Annotated in this window: 10 protein-coding genes; 4 read left to right on the plus strand and 6 right to left on the minus strand. The window is 67.5% G+C overall.

From position 1 onward, the window contains the following. Positions 1 to 225 precede the first annotated feature (225 nt). Positions 226 to 1,686 (plus strand): zinc-dependent metalloprotease, encoded by a 1,461-nt coding sequence (locus VUN84_12795; protein XAS63177.1) that lies wholly within the window; start codon positions 226 to 228, stop codon positions 1,684 to 1,686. Positions 1,687 to 1,764: 78 nt separating this feature from the next. Here the strand turns inward: VUN84_12795 and VUN84_12800 are convergent, their stop codons facing one another. The 3 genes from VUN84_12800 to nudC form a co-directional block, all read right to left on the minus strand. Next, positions 1,765 to 2,424: a YgjP-like metallopeptidase domain-containing protein gene (locus VUN84_12800; GenBank protein XAS63178.1), complete on the minus strand. Its 660-nt coding sequence runs from the start codon at positions 2,422 to 2,424 to the stop codon at positions 1,765 to 1,767. Then, the gene (locus VUN84_12805; protein XAS65853.1) at positions 2,424 to 4,550 is read right to left on the minus strand and encodes an ATP-dependent DNA helicase UvrD2; all 2,127 of its coding nucleotides are present in this window, start codon (positions 4,548 to 4,550) and stop codon (positions 2,424 to 2,426) included. Before VUN84_12805 ends, VUN84_12800 begins: the two co-directional genes overlap by 1 nt. A 175-nt stretch (positions 4,551 to 4,725) precedes the next feature. Next, positions 4,726 to 5,706 (minus strand): NAD(+) diphosphatase, encoded by a 981-nt coding sequence (gene nudC, locus VUN84_12810; GenBank protein XAS65854.1) that lies wholly within the window; start codon positions 5,704 to 5,706, stop codon positions 4,726 to 4,728. Between the two features lie 380 nt (positions 5,707 to 6,086). Between nudC and VUN84_12815 the strand changes: the two genes are divergently transcribed. Further along, on the plus strand, positions 6,087 to 7,508 hold the full coding sequence (locus VUN84_12815) for a phosphotransferase (protein ID XAS63179.1): 1,422 nt from the start codon (positions 6,087 to 6,089) through the stop codon (positions 7,506 to 7,508). On the opposite strand, the gene VUN84_12820 is transcribed toward VUN84_12815, so the two are convergent. From VUN84_12820 to VUN84_12830, 3 genes are all read right to left on the minus strand, one after another. Continuing rightward, positions 7,505 to 11,035, minus strand: coding sequence for an ATP-dependent DNA helicase (locus VUN84_12820; GenBank protein XAS63180.1), 3,531 nt, complete (start codon positions 11,033 to 11,035; stop codon positions 7,505 to 7,507). The two genes, VUN84_12815 and VUN84_12820, sit on opposite strands and share 4 nt — an antisense overlap. Then, positions 11,032 to 14,322: an ATP-dependent DNA helicase gene (locus tag VUN84_12825; protein ID XAS65855.1), complete on the minus strand. Its 3,291-nt coding sequence runs from the start codon at positions 14,320 to 14,322 to the stop codon at positions 11,032 to 11,034. Before VUN84_12825 ends, VUN84_12820 begins: the two co-directional genes overlap by 4 nt. A gap of 173 nt (positions 14,323 to 14,495) precedes the next feature. Next, on the minus strand, positions 14,496 to 14,912 hold the full coding sequence (locus VUN84_12830) for an MGMT family protein (protein XAS63181.1): 417 nt from the start codon (positions 14,910 to 14,912) through the stop codon (positions 14,496 to 14,498). 63 nt (positions 14,913 to 14,975) lie between these two features. On the opposite strand from VUN84_12830, the gene VUN84_12835 reads away from it, so the two are divergent. Together VUN84_12835 and VUN84_12840 are read left to right on the plus strand one after the other, a co-directional pair. Beyond that, positions 14,976 to 15,686 carry a 3'-5' exonuclease gene (locus VUN84_12835; GenBank protein XAS63182.1) on the plus strand — a complete coding sequence of 237 codons (711 nt, stop codon included), beginning with the start codon at positions 14,976 to 14,978 and terminating at the stop codon, positions 15,684 to 15,686. A 367-nt stretch (positions 15,687 to 16,053) separates the two neighbouring features. After that, the gene (locus VUN84_12840) at positions 16,054 to 16,989 is read left to right on the plus strand and encodes an ABC transporter substrate-binding protein (protein ID XAS65856.1); all 936 of its coding nucleotides are present in this window, start codon (positions 16,054 to 16,056) and stop codon (positions 16,987 to 16,989) included. The last annotated feature ends 2 nt before the right edge of the window (positions 16,990 to 16,991 follow it).

Consider the following 16,991-nt stretch of genomic DNA (forward strand, 5'->3'; position numbering starts at 1 on the left):
TCCGTGCCGGCGCTCCGGGAACCTGTGGACCCCCAAACAGCGCACCGCGTCCGCGGCTTGCGCTGCGGTTTCCGTCTGCCAATATTCCAGCTTCTAACACTACGCGCTCGGCTGCAGCGGTGGCTCTTTGCCGACAGCGAACGTCGCGGGGTTTCAGCAGACAGCCCGTTGGCTGCGGGGTACCGTGAACGGAAGAAGCAGCCACACCGATCGATCGGCGGGATCATGACCTCCAACCCACTCAATCCGTCCAACGGCGACGAGGAACCGAAGGATCCGTTGGCAGAAATGCTCAAGAATCTGATGGGCGGCCAGGGCATGGGGAACATCGACCCTACGGAGTTGGCCAAGGCCGCCGGTTTACCGGAGGATCCCAACCTGCTCGCCCAGATGTTCGCTCAGGTCCAGGCCATGATGAGTGCATCCTCGGACGGGCCCGTCAACTGGCAGCTGGCGCACGAGAACGCCCGGCGGGTGGCCGCGAGCAGTTCCGACCCGTCCGTCACGGCACAGCAGACACGCGAGGTCGATGAGGCGTTGCGTCTCGCCGAACTGTGGTTGGACCAAGTCACCGGCCTGCCGGCCACCGGACTTATCGGCCGTGCCTGGTCACGGGCCGAGTGGGTCGAAGAGACACTCGGCACTTGGAAGCGGCTTACCGAGCCGGTCGCCAACAGCGTCGCCAATGCCCTCTCCACCGCCATGACGGAGCAGATGCCGGAGGAAATGAAATCCATGATGGGCGGCGCATCTTCCATGCTGCAGAACATGGGCGGGGCGATTTTCGGCATGCAGCTGGGCCAGGCCATTGGCGCGCTCTCGGCCGAGGTAGTCAGCTCAACGGACATCGGCGTTCCGCTCGCCGACCTTGAAATGGCGCTGCTGCCCTCCAACGTCGCGAAATTCGGTGAAGGCCTCAGTCTCCCGGAGAACGACATCAGGTTGTTCCTGGCTGTCCGGGAGGCAGCCCACGCGCGGTTGTTCGTTCAAGTCCCCTGGTTGCGGGGGCACCTCCTCGGCGCCATCGAAGCGTATGCCCGGGGCATCCACATCGACACCTCAAAGATCGAAGAGCTTGCCCGGGAGCTGGATCCGGGCAACCCGGAGGGCATCCAGGAAGCGTTGTCGCAGGGCGTGTTTATGCCGCAGCGGACCCCCGCGCAGGATCAGGCACTGGAAAAGTTGGAGACCGCCCTTGCCCTCGTGGAAGGGTGGGTCGATGAACTCAGCTGGGCCGCCACCGAGAAGCTGCTGCCGTCGGCTGCTGCTCTGCGCGAAACGGTTCGGCGCCGCCGCGCCACCGGAGGACCGGCCGAACACGCGTTTTCATCCCTCGTTGGTTTGGAACTGCGTCCCCGCCGGCTCCGGGAAGCGGCCGCTCTATGGGCCTTACTCAAGGACGAACGTGGAATCGACGGCCGTGATGCGATCTGGCAGCACCCCGATCTGCTGCCCACCGCCGAAGATCTGGAAGATCCCAAGGGCTTCAGCGAACGCAGGAAGCTCGCGGAAGCCAGCGACACCGAGGTCGACGACGCGCTGCAGAAGCTGCTTAGCGGCGGTTTTGACGAACCCGACAATTCCGGCGCAGCCGACGACGGATCCGGGGAGCAGAACGGGCCTGCCGAGCCCGATAAGCCCGGAACCGACGACGCACCCGGTGAGGACGACAAGCCCCAGTCCTAGCCGCGGGGCACCGGAACCCCCGGCGGGAACGACGTTCCCGCCGGGGGTTCCTTCAACTGAGCGACGGCAGAGGCGGCGTCAGCTGACGGCGGCCGCGCCGTCGTCCACGTCGTCTTCCTCGCTGCCGGAGGCCAGCCCCCGGGACGTGGCAAACGAGACGCCTTCCAGGAAGGCCTTGGCCCGGCCGGTTTCGGGGTAAGCCTCAAGCAGCCGCCAGAAGGCCGCGTTGTGACTGGCGACGAGCAGGTGGGCCAGCTCGTGCAACAGCACGTAATCGATGACCCACTGCGGCATCGGCCGGAGGTTGTCTGAGAGCCGGATGGTCCCGGTCGACGGCGTCGCGGATCCCCAGCGTGAGTTCTGGTTGCCCACCCAGCGGACCGAGGACGGTACGGCCCGGCCGCCGAGGTACCGATCTGAAAGAGCCGTGGCGTGAGCGGCCAGGCCGGCATCACTGCGGGGTCTCTGCGATCCGGTCCCCCGGGTTCTGCGCTCCCCTTGGAGCCGGAGCTTCTCCAGCATCCGGTGCACCCACTCGCGCTCCTGGGCGCGGCTAAAGGAGGCCGGGATGGCGACCACGGCGGTGCCGTCCTCCCAAAATGCGGCAACGGTCCGGCGGCGGCGGGCGGAGCGCCGCACCTCCACGGGCGCACCGTCGGCTGTGGTCAGCGGTGTGGCCGCCGGCGCTGTGGGGTTGCCCGCATGACCGCCGGGCCGTGTGGATCCGCCACCGGCCATCAGAGCGTGGTGCTTTCAACCAGCACTGCCAGCACTGCCTCGCCGTACTTCTCCAATTTGGACGGGCCCACCCCGGGGAGGGTGGCGAGCTGTTCGAGGGAGTCCGGCCGCGCTTCAGCAATGGCGGTCAAGGTGGCGTCGGTGAACACGACGAACGCCGGAACATCAGCCTCCAGCGCGACGTCCTTGCGCCACTGCCGGAGCGCGTCGAAAGTTTGTTCCTCGTAGCTGGGCGGGCACTGGTTGCACCGGCCCACCTTGCGTTCGGCGCCGGAGGTGAGCATGGTTCCGCAAACCCTGCACGTGGCCGGAACGGCCGCCTTGCGCCGCGGGGCTGCGCCTTTGCCGCGGACCGCGGAGCTGGCCACCGAGTCGGGCCGCAGCCCGTCGAGGAACCGCGAGGGCTTCCGGTTGGCTCGCCCGCCCGGGGTCCGTGCACTGGACCAGGACAGGAACAGGTGTTCCCGGGCCCGGGTGATGCCGACGTACAACAAGCGGCGTTCCTCGTCCACGGATTCCGGGCTGTCGGCGAAGGAGATCGGCATGAGCCCCTCGCTCAGTCCGACGAGGAACACGGCGTTCCATTCGAGGCCCTTGGCAGCGTGCAGGGAGGCCAGGGTGACGCCCTGGACGGTCGGGGCGTGCTGGGCAAGCGAGCGTTCCTGCAGCTCGTTGACGAAGTCTGAGAGGGTGAACTGCCCTCCCCTGCTGATCACCAGTTCGTCGGCCAGTGCGACGAGCGCCGCGAGTGATTCCCAACGTTCCCGCAATGCGCCGCCGCTGTGCGGGGCGGCGTCCGTGTAACCGAGCGAGGCGACGATGTCCCGGACCAGCTGGCCCAACGGCTCGGGGCTGGCGGTTTCGGCGACGGCCCGCGTGGCAGCCCGCAATTGCAGGATGGCATCGCGGACTTCCTTCCGGGCAAAGAAGCGCTCCCCGCCGCGCAGCTGGTAGCCGATCCCGGCGGAGGCCAGGGCCTGCTCATAGGCCTCGGACTGGCCGTTGGTGCGGAACAGCACGGCAACCTGGCTGGCCGGGGTGCCGGCGTCGAGCAGCTCGCGCACCTTGACGGCCACGGTGGCGGCCTCGGCCTCGTCATCGGAGCATTCCGTGAATTGCGGCACCGGTCCGGGCGGGCGTTGCGCCACGAGTTGAAGCGGCGTGGCCCAGGCAGCGTCGGCGACGGGACCACCGCTGCGCCTGCCGGCAAGCAGCCCGTTGGCCAGCCCCACCACCTGCGGAGTGGAACGGTAGTCGCGAATCAGTTTGACCACGGTGGCCTCAGGGTAGTGGGCTTTGAAGCCGAGGAGGTGCTTGGGCGATGCGCCGGTGAAGGAGTAGATCGTCTGGCTGGCATCACCGACGACGCAGAGTTCGTCGCGGCCCCCCAGCCACAGTTCCAGCAACCGCTGCTGCAGCGGCGAAACGTCCTGGTACTCGTCGACGACGAAGTGGCGGTACTGCTCGCGGACGGTGGCGGCGACCTTGGGGTCTTCCTGCAGGATGCCCACGGTGATCAGCAGGACGTCCTCGAAGTCGATGACGTTCCGGTCAGTCTTGACGTCCTCGTAGGACTGGAACACCCGGGCGACGGCGGTCAGGTCGAAGCCGCCCGGGGCGCCGCGGCCCTGCGCCTTCTCCAAGTAGTTGGCGGGCGTCAGCATGGAAACCTTGGCCCATTCGATCTCGGAGGCAAGATCGCGGATCGAGGCGCGGTCGGTGCTGAGGCGCAACCGCCGGGCGGCCTCCGCAATCATCTGGGCCTTGTGGTCGAGCAGATTGGGCAGGACGCCGCCGACAGCCTGTGGCCAGAAGAACTGGAGCTGGCGGAGAGCGGCAGCGTGGAAGGTGCGGGCTTGGACGTTGCCGACGCCCAGGTCGCGGAGGCGGCTGCGCATTTCGGCGGCCGCCCGGGAGGTAAAGGTGACGGCCAGAAGCCGCTGCGGGCTGTAGACACCGGAGTGCACCCCGTAGGCGATGCGGTGCGTGATGGCGCGGGTCTTGCCGGTACCGGCGCCCGCCAGCACGCACATCGGCCCCTGCAGGGTACTGGCAACTTCGCGCTGTTCTGCGTCGAGTCCGCCGAGGATGCGCTCTTCGAGGGAGCGGGTGTCCGGCGCCGGCACATCGGCCGGCTGGCCGTCGTCAGACTGGCCGTCGTCAGGCTGGCCGGCCGGGGAAGCGCTGGACTGGAAAAGATCTGTGTTCACTGTTGCTGCTCAGTCGTTCGAGGGTGTGCGGTGGATGCGCCGCGGTTCAGGATGCGCGGTGCGGCTGGTGCCGGGTGGCGTCACGGGAGCCTCATACGTCGCCCACCCGGTCGTGGATGATGCCCCCGTACCAGTGTTCGATGAGGGCGCGGGCGATGGACAGCCTGCTGGAGATGACGATCTCGCCGCTGAGGACCGCCTCCTGCAATTCGCTCCGGCTGAACCAGCGCGCCCGGGTGACTTCGACGCCGTCGGGCGTGGCTGTGGAATCAGCGGTGGTGGCTGTAAATCCCAACATGAGGGAGGCTGGGAAGGGCCACGGTTGGGAACCGAGATACTGGCACGCGGTGACCTTGACGCCGACTTCCTCGCCGATTTCTCGGACCACTGCCTGTTCCAGCGTCTCCCCCGGTTCAACGAAACCGGCGAGGGTCGAATAGTTCCGGGCCTCGAGCGGCCCGCCGCCGCCGAGCAGCAACCGGTCGTCCGGGCCCACGACCGTAACAATGATGGCGGGATCGGTGCGCGGGTAATGCTCCGAACCGTCCGCGGGGCACCGGCGCACCCAGCCGCCCGCCTCCGGCACGGTGGCGCTGCCGCAGCGCGGGCAGTGGGTGTGGGTGGCATGCCAGTTGGCGATGGCGCTGGCCTCGACAAAGAGAGCGGTGTCCGTGGGGTTCAAGGCCGCGGCGACATCACGGAACCCCGCCCACTGCGCCCCTTCGGGGATGCCGGCCACATGGGCTTCAAATTCCTCGGCCCGGACCTCGAACTGCTGCGGCAGGAGGAAGAGCACCAGTTGCGTGCCTGCCGGAAGGTCCGCGCCGGGCAGGGCTGAGCCGAGGTAAATCACGTGGTCCGGGGCGTAGGCTGTGCCCTGCAGGTGCTTAGCGAGCTCGGCCGCGTCGAGCAGGACCAGGTTGCTCCCGTTGATGAGGGCCTGCCGGCCGGACAACACCATGGCCCGCGCGCTGCCGGAGCCCAGGAGTTCCGCCAGCATTCCGGGCTTGACCCGTGCGGCGGAGCCACGGTCAATCAGCGCGGACCGCACCGGAAGGACAGTGTCCTCCAAAAGGCCCGCGGCGGGGCCGGCCTGCGGTGTGGCGGGCCCGACCCCGCGGGGCCGGTTCCCGGCGGGCCCGTTCTGTGGTGCTGTGCTGTTTGATGCTGTGTCGTTTGAGGCTGTGCTGTTTGATGCTGTGCTCTTTGACGCTGTGCTCTTTGACGCTGTGCTCTTTGGTGCTTCAGACTCCGCAAGACTCATGTTCCCACCGTACTGACTCCGGCTGACAAATGACATTCTGGCCGGGCGTATGTGGGCATTGGCACGGGCACCACCTCGGGCGCCACACCAGCAGGGCAGCCGCGTCCCATGCCGGTAATTATTCCCGATCTTTCAGACTCGCCGTGGTGCATCGCCGTCTTGGGCGCCGCTCAACCTACCGTGGAACAGTGAGAAGAAGAAACCCCATCGAACTGGCAGCTGTGGCAACCGCGGCGGTCCCCGGACTAACCCCGACCGCCGTCAGCTCAGCGCCCGACGATCCGGCAGACTTCGACTCGGCTCTCCTGTTGGATTCCGAAGGAAAGCGATGGCGCGTCCGCTCGCCCCGCCACGCCGAAGCGAGCGCCAGGTTGGAAACAGAATTCCTCGTACTGCGCGCCTTCGTGCCCGGCATCCGGGCCGAGCTTCCGTTCCTGATGCCCACCGTGGCCGGAACCGTCCGGCAGGGCCCGTTGACCACCTTCGTGTACTCCCACTTGGCCGGATCCACCCGGTCCGTCGAGGAACTCGGTGCGGCGTCGCCGGCCGTGTCACGCGAAATTGGCGCGGCCATGGCCGCCATCCATGACTTGCCCCACTCTCTGGTCAGCAACGCGGACCTGCCGAGCTACACCCCCAATGAGTTCCGCCAACGGCGTCTGAACGAGTTGGATCAGGCCGCGACCACCGGCAAAATTCCGCCGCTCCTTCTCCGGCGTTGGGAACATGCCCTGGAAGATGTCTCCTTGTGGCGCTTCAATCCATGCGTCGTCCATGGGGACCTGCACGAGGACAATCTGCTGGTCGACGGCGACCGGGTGACCGCCGTTACCGGCTGGACCGATCTTCGGATCGGCGACCCGGCTGATGACATGGCGTGGCTGGTCGCATCCAACAACCAGGAGTTCGTCGACAACGTGCTGGCGCATTACACCTCGTCCCGGCGCGACGTGCCCGACGCGCACCTGCTCCGACGCGCGGCGCTCTCGGCTGAATTCGCCCTGGCCCAGTACCTGGTGAAGGGAATCGCCACAGGGGACCACAACATGATCAGCGAGGCAGAGGCGATGCTCTCCACACTGGCCGAGGACGTTGCAGAATACGGCGGGCAGCCGATCAGCATTGAACCTCTCCCTCAGCCCGTCCCCCCGTCAACGCCGGCCTCAGGCTCTGCCGCCGGCCCGCCAGCTCAGCCTGCCGGGCAGGCCTCAGGACCGGACCACCCTGTTGCGGCCGTGAGCAAGGTGGCGCTTTTGGCGCCGGACACAGTGACGGGGCTTGCCGCTGTTCCCTCCAGCGCCGCAATGCCCGCCGTCCAGGTAGCACCGATTCCGCTTGAAGCGTCGGACGAAGGCCGGTCTGACGAAGGCCGGGCAGATGGCGACGTAGCAAGGGAGGGCGGAGCCACCGGAGGTGACTCAACGGCTTCCGGCGACACCGCCGCTGACGATGTAGTGACCGACTCCCCGGGTACAGGCAGCGCCAAGGTTTCCAATGTCTCCGTGACGGCCATCCCCGACGGCGAAGCGGACCGCGAGCCAGGGGCGCCTTCTCCGGCCAATGACACCTCCACGACTTCGCTCCCGGTGGTCCCGCCGAAGTCTCGCTAGCCGGTTCCCAGGGCAGCCGCGACAATCTGTTCCAGCCGAGCCGCGGAGCCCAGATCATGCGGCCGGACCACGGCGTCGTCGGCCACGTAATAGAACGCTGCCCTCACCTGATCCAACGGGACGTCCCTTAGCCGCGCCCAGGCGAGCCGGTACACAGCCAGTTGGACGGCTTTCGTCTTCAGCTGGCCGGCGGACGGCCTCCGGCCTGTCTTCCAGTCCACCAGGTCCCAGCCGCCGTCGGCGTCACGAAACACGGCGTCGATCCGGCCGCGGACCACCACGTCACCGATCCGGGTCTCCACCGGCACCTCTACGTAGGCCGGGGCCCGGTTTGCCCACTCGGACTGGCGGAACGTCTCCACCATGCTGTCCAGACCGTACGCTGCGTCGATGTAATCATCCGAGCCTGCCGCCTCACCGAGATCCAGCATGCCGGCAGCACCGAAGTATTCCTCCACCCAGGCGTGGAAGGCGGTGCCTTTGCGGGCAGACATTCCCGGCTCGCGTGGGACGGGACGGCGCAGCCGTGCAACGACGGAACCGGCGTCGTCCTCCAGATCCACCAGGGTGGACGCAGAAATGTGGCTTGGCAGGTGCACATCCTGCCCGGCGGTCCGGCGGGATCTGCGCTCCAGCAAGGTGGCGGCCTCGTTCATCCAGCCGCCGGCGGGGCCGCGTAAAACCCGGCGCTTTTCCTGCCCTGCCTTGCCGGCACCGAAGGCGGCGGCAGCAGGGAGCAATTCCGGGTCGAGGGAGCGAAGCACCCGCGCAGCGGCGGACTCCATGGCCGCCCGTCGGCCGGGGACCAGACGCAGTCTGGCTCCCGAGCGGGGATCGGTGGGACCCTCGAGCGGATCATACGGCCATCCCGCGACGGACAGCTCCAAGGTCAGCGGGCTCTCCTGCGGCAGAGAGTCCTCGCTGACGGACAGCGGGTGGATTTCGGCGGTACCGTGCGCGACGAGCACCTCCAGTTCAGCCAGGAAGGGCGACATGTCCGCCATTCCCGCGCGGGAGCCCACCCAGGCAGCGCTGGAAACCCAGAGAACGTGTTTGGCCCGGGTGTAGGCCACGTAAGCGAGCCGCCGTTCCTCGGCCTCACCGTGAACCTGGACTGCGGACTTGAACTCTTTCTCGGCGTCGAGCCAGCCTTTCTGGTCCGGATGTTCCAGGGCCCATTGCGGGAGGTCCGCGCGGTCCCCGCGCAGTGGCCAGGGCAGAGCAGCGCTGCCGCTGCTCCACCGCGAATCCCGGCTGCTGGGGAAGGCTCCGGCGTTCAACCCGGGCACGAACACGACGTCCCACTCCAGGCCCTTGGAGGCGTGCACCGTCAGGAGCTGTACCGCTTCGTGATTCACGTCCGGCGCCGCGGCTTCCAGGCCGTTTTCCTCGGCGGCTGCGGCCTCCAGCCAGGCCAGGAAGGCGAGGACGTCGACTCGTTGCGAGGTGTGCAGGAACCCGGCAGCAGCATCCTGGAATGCGTCCAGGTTGCGGCGGGCCTGATGAATGCTGGTCCCCGGCCGTGCCGCCACTTCGATGTCCAGGAGCATGCCCCGCTCCACTTCCCCGAGCAGGGTTGTCAGGTCATCGCCCATGTAGCCGCGGAGTTGCCGAAGCTCGAAGGCCAGCCGGCCGAGCCGATCGAGCCCCTCCGTGCTGAGCTGGCGGCCGTTCGCGGAGATCCAGCCTTCCCGCGGCAACCAGTCCAGGGCTTCGACCAGGCTGGCGGCGTCGGTGAGGTCGCCCTCGATCACCGCCGCCTCCGCGCCGTCGTCGTCGGCGTCGGTTTCGGGGCGGCCGCGGCGCCGGGCGAGGAAGCTTGACCAGTCCCGCAGGGCCATCAGGTCCGCGGGGCCGATCCGCCAGCGCGCCCCGGCAAGCAGGCGCATCAGCGAATCAGAGCGGCCCGGATCTGCCAGGACCCTCAGGGTTGCAACGAGGTCAACGATCTCAGGGGTGTCCAGCAAACCGCCGAGGCCGACGATCTCATAAGGGATGCCCCGCACCTCGAATTCGCGGCGGATGCATTCCATTTGCGCCCGCCGGCGGCACAGCACCGCTATCGCGGGAGGCTCCGGCTCGGCGGCCGAGCCGCTGAAATCGGTGACCCGGAACTTCAGGACGTCAGCCGCGATGGCCGCGGCCTCGTCCTCGTCGGTGCCAAAGCGGCCCATGACTACCCGGCCCTGCACTGCGGCCGGGCTCGGCTGCAACGGCGGGACCTCGACGCTTCCGGCTATATCCCGCGCGCCGGCCGGCCCGGTGTGGGCAGCAGCCCTGCTGAGCGGCTCCGACATGACGTTGGCGGCGGAAAGAATGTTCCGGCCGTTGCGCCAGGCAGTGGTGAGGTACGACGTCGGTGCGACGGCGAAGCGAGCGGGGCGGTGCGCAACGCCGTCGTCATCCGTGCCGCCCGTTCCGGCAGTAACAACGTCTGTTCCCTCGGCACCGGCGTCATCATCGTTCCCAAGCCGCACCGGGAACTCGCGGACGAAGTGAAAGAGCTGGCCGGCAGAGGCACCGCGGAAGCCATAGATGGACTGGTTGGGATCCCCCACCGCGGTGACCGCGTGGCCGTCACCGAACAGCCGGGAGAAGAGGACGAGCTGGGCATGGGAGGTGTCCTGGAATTCGTCGAGTAACACCACCTTGTACCGCTGGCGTTCGGTTTCCGCGGCGACTGGGACCTCGTTGGCGACGCGGGCGGCGAGGGCTACGAGGTCGCCGAAGTCCAGTGCGCCCCGGGCGCGCTTGGCGTCTGCGTAGCGGCCCACCATCTCCGCGACGCTTGCCCGCGTGCGCAACAGGCCGCTCAGCTCGCCGACGGCCTGGCTGGGATTCTTTTTGGCAGTGGCGAGGTAGGGCAGCGCCTCGAACTCGGCGACCCGCTCCAGCAGCCAGCCGCGGACTGCGGCGGGATCCTGGAGGTGCTCCGCGCACTCGCCGGCCAGCTGGATGACGGCCTTGACCAGTGTCGATTTGGCGGAGCGGAAATGCTCATACTCGCCGTCGAAGGCCTCCACGACCTCGCTCGCCAGCTGGAAGGACTGGGCGCCGCCGAGCAGGACGACGTCGCGTTCGACGCCGAGCCGGAGGCCGTAGTCGGACACGATTCCACTGGCATAGGAATGGTAAGTGGAGACTTTGGGTTCGAGCGCGTCGGAACTAAGCTGCCCGGCGGGAAACATCTGATTCTGGGTGTCGGCTCCGGCGATGCGTTGCAGCGCGGCCAGCTTGGCGCGGATCCGGGTGGCAAGCTCACCGGCTGCCTTCCGGGTGAAGGTCACGCCGAGGACTTCCTCGGGACGGACCCAACCGTTGGCGACAAGCCACACCACACGGTCGGCCATCGTGGCGGTCTTGCCTGAGCCGGCGCCGGCGATGACAAGCCGGGGTTCCAGCGGCGAGGAAATGATGTGCGACTGTTCTGCGGTAGGGCTGTTCTTCTCGCCCAGTAGAGCGGACAGCTCCTCAGGTGTGAACCTGGGGGCCGGAAGGGCTGCGGGACGTGTTGTTCCGGGGCTCATTCTGTTACCTGCTTTCCCCGCAGGCACAGCGGGCAGACTTCGGGTAGGCGGCAGCCGTGGCCGCCGTGGCCTCCCTTGGACGGATCGTGGCGGGCCTCGAAGGTGCTCCCGGACATGACATGTGCTGCGCCGCCCACCATGTCCAGGGCCCAGTTTTCCGCGGGGTCCAGCGGCGGCTGGGCCTGGATGCCGGGACTCTTGGTGGTGGTGCCGAGCTGGGCGAGGACAGCCCCGCCGGGCAGGGGCGGCGGGCCGTCGTCGGGTCCGGCGAAACCCCCGGCCAGCACGGCGGCCTGGTAGGCCCCCAGCTGCGGGTGCCGATCGAGGTCGGCCTTGCCGGGCTGCCGCTTGCCGGTCTTGAGGTCCACCACGACGAGCCGGCCCTCGGCGTCGATCTCCAACCGGTCCACCTGGCCCCGCAGCACCGCTTGGCGGGCCGGCCAGGATTCACCGTCGGCGCCGGTGTCCGCGCTGGTCTTTCCGCTTGGAGCCGCTAGGTCCGGGAGCTTGACTTCGAAATCGACCTCGACGCCGACCAGCGACCGGCCTTCGCTGCGCATGACCAGCACATACTGGGCGAGTTTGCGGACCATTGTTTCGGCGCGCTGGAAGTCCAGCTTGCCTTCCCAGTTGTCTTTCATACCGAGCGCCGGCCAGCGGCGGATGAGTTCCGCGACGTATTCGCCGCCGGAGGCATCGGGGAGGTCCTGGGCGATGGCGTGGACCAGGGTACCCAAGCTCCGGGCAAAGTCGGTGGCGGCTTCTCCGCCGGCGGCCTGGACAAACCAGTCCAGCGGCGACTTCTGCACGGTTTCCACCTTTGACGGCGAGACGTAAACGGTGCCGCCGGGCGGAACCACCGGTTCGTCTGTGGACAGCGGTGCCAGGCCCCACCAGCTTCCGGGATGCGCGCCGGGCACGGGCGGTTCTGCCGCAGCCAGGGCGCCGAGTACGGTGCTGGCTTCGAGTGCCTCGGGGGTGCCGGCGTCCAGCTGGGCGTACTGGCGCAGTTCGGCGACGAGAGCACGCAGGGTGAGCGGGCGCTCCACCGGTGTGAAGCCGCGCCGGTCCTGGTTCGGGCCCAGCGGCGCCACGTAATCCAGGAACGATGACGGCTGGTCGTCCTCGGAGGACACGGCGGTACAGATCAGCACCTGCTTGGCCCGTGACACTGCGGTGGAGAAGCTGCGCAACTCGTCGTAACGGATTTCGCGCAGCCTGCTGAGCGGGTCCAGTTGCAGCGCGTACTCCACGCCGTACTCCACGGCGTCCGCAAACAGCGTGCTGCCGAGCAGCTCGCCGCGGAGCCTGGTATTGGGCCACACGCCTTCCTGCAGGCCGGGAACGATGACGACGGGCCACTCCCTGCCGGCGGCGCTGGCAGGGGTCATGAGTTCGACAGCGTCCTCCAGCTGGGCCCGTGCGGCGAGGGTGTCCATGGGAAGTTCCTGGCTGAGAAGGTACTCAAGGAACTGTTCGGGTCCGGAGCCGGGCAACTGGTCGACGTAGCGCTCGGCAGTATGAAAGAGGGCCATCATGGCGTCCAGGTCCCGGTCCGCCCGGGCACCCGAGGGTCCTCCTGCCAGCGCCGCCTCGGTCCAGCGCGAGGCCAGTCCGGTGGACTTCCAGAGCGCCCACAGCACCGTTTCGGCGTTGCCACCCGGTGCCTGGGCAGCATCCCGGCCCGACTGGATCATGCGGGCAATCCGGCGCGCGGAATGCCCTTCGATGCCGAGAGTGGCCAGGGCCCCCGGTTCCAGCAGCGCCTCGACGAGGAGCACGTCACTGGTGCGGCCGCCCCCGCCGAGGAGCTCCTCCCGGCGCAGCGACTGGCGCAGACGCCGCAGCTCTATGGCGGTTGCCCCGCCGATCCGCGAGGTCAGCAGCGCCACCGCCGCCTCCGGGCCCAGCACCGCCGGGTCCAGAGCCACGGCGTAGGCATCCAGCAGGGGCCGGACGGCGACCTCGTCACGGACGGCGGATTCGGCCACGGGGATCCGGACCGGGATGCCCTGCCCGGCAAGGTAACGCTGCAGCTGGCTGAGCTGGCCGCCGTTGCGCACGATCACGGCGATATCCCCGAGTTCGCGGCCGTCCTGCAGCTGGGCTTCCAGGATCCGTTGCGCCACGTAGCGCAACTCGTGCACCGCCGAGGGCAACAGGTGCGCTTCGACGGATCCATCGACGGTGCGCGCGGGTTGCTTCCCTCCCAGGAACTGGTCCCTTTCCTGCGACTGGTCCCTTTCCTGCGACTGGTCCCTTTCCTGCGGCTGCTCCAGCCTGCGCGCGGCCTGGCCGCCAGCGCGGCTGGAGATCCGGCTCGCGACGGCGAGCCACGCCTCCGCGACCGCGGGCGCGTGGCGGTGGGCGGTCCGGAGTGGCCGCTCGAGGACGCCGCCCCCGGCGGGGGCAAGCAACCGCGGAAGCTCCGCGACGAGGTCCGGGCGGGCGCCACGGAACCCCTGGACCACGGTATCCGGCGATGACGTGATCAGCGCCTCCTTGCCCGCGGCGATGTCCGCGAGCAGTTCAAAGACTGCCGGGTTGGCCTCCTGCATGTCATCGACCAGGATCAGCTGGAGCCTGTCGCGTTCAGCAGCGAGGAAGTCCGGCTCGTCCTGGAAGATCTGCCGGGCTGCGGTGATGATGCCGGCTGGGTCGAAGGATTCCGGCATCCGCAGGTCCAGCACATCGCGGTACTCCGCGTACAGCGCGGCGGCCGCGACCCAGTCCGGCCGGCGGCAGCGCCGTGCAAGGACCACGAGGTCCTCGGCCGTCCGTCCGGACTCGATGATCCGGTCGAAGAGCTGGCGGACTTCCTGCCGGAACCCCCGGGTCTGCAGGGCAGCGCCCAGGTCTTCCGGCCAGGGCAGCTCGAGTCCGGGCTGGGCGTGGCCTTCGAGGAGTTCCTTGATGATGAGGTCTTGTTCCGGACCCGACAACAGCTTCGGCGGGCGCGGCAACGGCAGGATCCCCTCCGCCTTGGCGCGCCGGATCACGTCGAAGGCGTACGACGCCCACGTGCGTGCCGGCGTCGTACTTAGACTGCGGTCCAGCCGCGCGGTAAAGCGGTCCCGGAGCGAGTCGGCGGCAAGCCGGTTCGGGGCGAGGATGAGCATGCGTTCGGGATCGAGCCCGTCCCGCTGTGCACGCCGGACGGCGGCCTCAACCAGCACTGTGGACTTGCCGGTTCCCGGCGCACCGGGGATAAGGACCGGGCCCGAGCCGTGCGGGACGTCGACGGCGGCGAGCTGGTCCGCGGTCAGCACGGGAACCGCGTTGTGCAGTTCGCGGGGCGGAAGGAGGCGGAGGCTGGTTGTGGGCGGGCGGGATTCGGTGTTCCTGCTCGGAACGTTCTTGTCCGGAAAGTTCTTGCCCTGAGTGTTCTTGCTCGAAGTGCTCTTGCCAGGAGTGTTCTTGCCAAGAGTGTTTTTGCTCGGAATGTTCTTGCTCGGAATACTCACACAGTCATTTCATCATCGGGGACCGACAGTTTTCGGGAGGTGCGTTCGAGCCGTTCGGCGACCGCGTCAATCCGGTCGAAATCACCGTCCGTCGGTGCCCACCGGGCGGTCATCAGATCCACGCGCCACCGCCCGTCACCGTGGTCAAGGTACCCGGCGTAGTTCCCCAGCAGCGGGGTGCCCTCCAGGATGTACCGGGTGAGGGCCTCACGTTCGTGGCCGGGCGGCGCGGCGCCGCTCGCCTTCAGGACCCGCCACCAGGAAACTGCACTGCCGTGGTGGCTCATTACGGAACCGACCTGCCGGGCACCGCCGGTACCGAGAAGTTCTGCGACGTCACCGTATGCCACTGCCGCGCCTGCGGGGACCAGCGCGACCACGTCCAGCACCGCCTCCACATACGCCAACTTCATGGCTCAAGCCTACCGGCCGGGTGGCGACACAAACTTGTCTGTGGCAGCAGGTAGCGTTGCAGCATGAGCACTTGGAATTCCCTCCCCCGCGCAGCCTTCGACCTCGAAACTACCGGCCGGAACTCCCGCGCCGCGCGGATTGTTACGGCATCCATCACCGTGGTGGACTCCGACGGCGGCATCATCCAGGAGCACGAGTGGCTCGCCGATCCGGGGGTTGAGATCCCCACCGAGGCCAGTGACATCCATGGCGTCACCACGGAACGGGCCCGCAGCGAAGGCCGCCCCGCCGCCGACGTGACGCGGGAGGTTGCCGCGGTGCTCCAGGAGCTTTTCGACACCGGCGTTCCGGTGATCGCCTTCAACGCGAGCTACGACTTCACCGTGCTCGCCGCCGAGTCGGCCCGCTACGGCGTGCCACAGCTGACGCGTTTCCCCGTCCTTGATCCATACATCATGAACAAGCAAGTGGACCGGTACCGCAAGGGCAAGCGCACCCTGACCGCTCTTTGCGAGGAATACGGGGTGGACCTGAACAATGCCCACACCTCGGCCGCCGATGCCCTGGCCACCCTGCGCATGCTCGATGCCATGGCCGGGAAGTTTCCCAAGCTCCGGATGCCGGCCACCCATTTGCACCAGTTGCAGATCGAGTGGGCCTCTGCCCAGGCAACCGACTTCCAGACGTACCTGCGCAAGACCAAGCCTGCCGCCGTGATCGAGGGCGACTGGCCGGTGCTGCCACCCGAGGATGCCAGCCGCGGAGATTTCTGAGACCTGTCTTAATACGACACGTTTCGTCGCGGGACGCCGTAAATAGACCCTCCTGGTCCCCATCTCCAGCGATTGCGATGGACGTCACATGCCTGGAGGCCGGTCGTGGCAGCAATGACGCGCGCGATTCGTTCCGCCGGACCAGGGTTAGGCGCCTCAGCTGGCGGGTGAGCCAGCGTGTACGGCGACGAAAATTCTCTGCAGGCGCTTTTTAGCCTGCGGAAATTCGAGTTGAATCGGGTCCGGGGTCAGATGCCACAATTATATTTCGCGGCTTACCTGCCCCCTGGGGTTTTCAAGCCCGGCCGGAGCGAGATGCATCGTCTCTCCGCGGCCCCTTTACCTTTCGACGAAAGTGATTCGCGTGATGAAATCCAAAGCCAAGAAGTGGCTGACTACTTTTCCTGTGGCGATTGCAGTAGCCGTCTCCCTGGCAGCCTGCGGCGGCGGATCCGGCCAGCCGTCAGCGTCACCCACCGATGCCCTCGCCGGCAGCGACCAGACCTCGCTGGACAAGTACACCACCAAGGACGTCACCGCGCTGGACAAGGTCGAGAAGTCCAAGCTGGGCCTCATCAGCGAGGGCACTCTTACCGTCGGAACGCTGTCCGACGCCCCGCCGAACATCTTCATTGATTCCTCCGGCAAGTTCACCGGCTACGACAATGAACTGTTGAGGGCCATCGCGGACAAGCTGGATCTCAAGGTCGAGTTCAAATCCACCGGCTTCGCTTCCCTGCTCTCACAGGTCCAGAACAAGCAGTTCGACCTCGGCTCCTCCTCGATCTCCACAACAGACGCACGCCGCAAGACCGTGGGATTCACCAATGGTTACGACTTCGGCTACATGGCGGTTGTTGCCAAAAAGGACGACAAAATCAAGGGGTTCAATGACCTGACAAAGGACACCCGGATCGCCGTCGTCCAGGGGACTGTGCAGGACGACTATGTCACCAACACGCTGCAGATCGAGCCTGTCCGTTTTGAGGACTACAACACCGCCTACGCCAACTTGAAAAACGGCCAGGTGGACGCCTGGGTGGCTCCTTCACAGCAGGCTACCGGCCAGGTCAAGGAAGGCGACGGAACCGTCATCGCCGAGTCCGTGGTCAACACCCAGAACTTCACCGCCTACGCCGTGAACTCGGAGAACCAGCCGCTCATCGATGCCCTTAACTCAGGCCTCGACGCTGTCATTGCCGATGGAACGTGGTCCAAGTTGACCAAGGAGTGGTACCCGGACCGCGAGACCCCGGCCACGTGGTCCCCTGGTTCCAAGGCTGTCACCGTCCCGAAGTCCTAGTC

This window comes from Micrococcaceae bacterium Sec5.8, from assembly GCA_039636775.1.
Classification (GTDB): Bacteria; Actinomycetota; Actinomycetes; order Actinomycetales; family Micrococcaceae; genus Arthrobacter.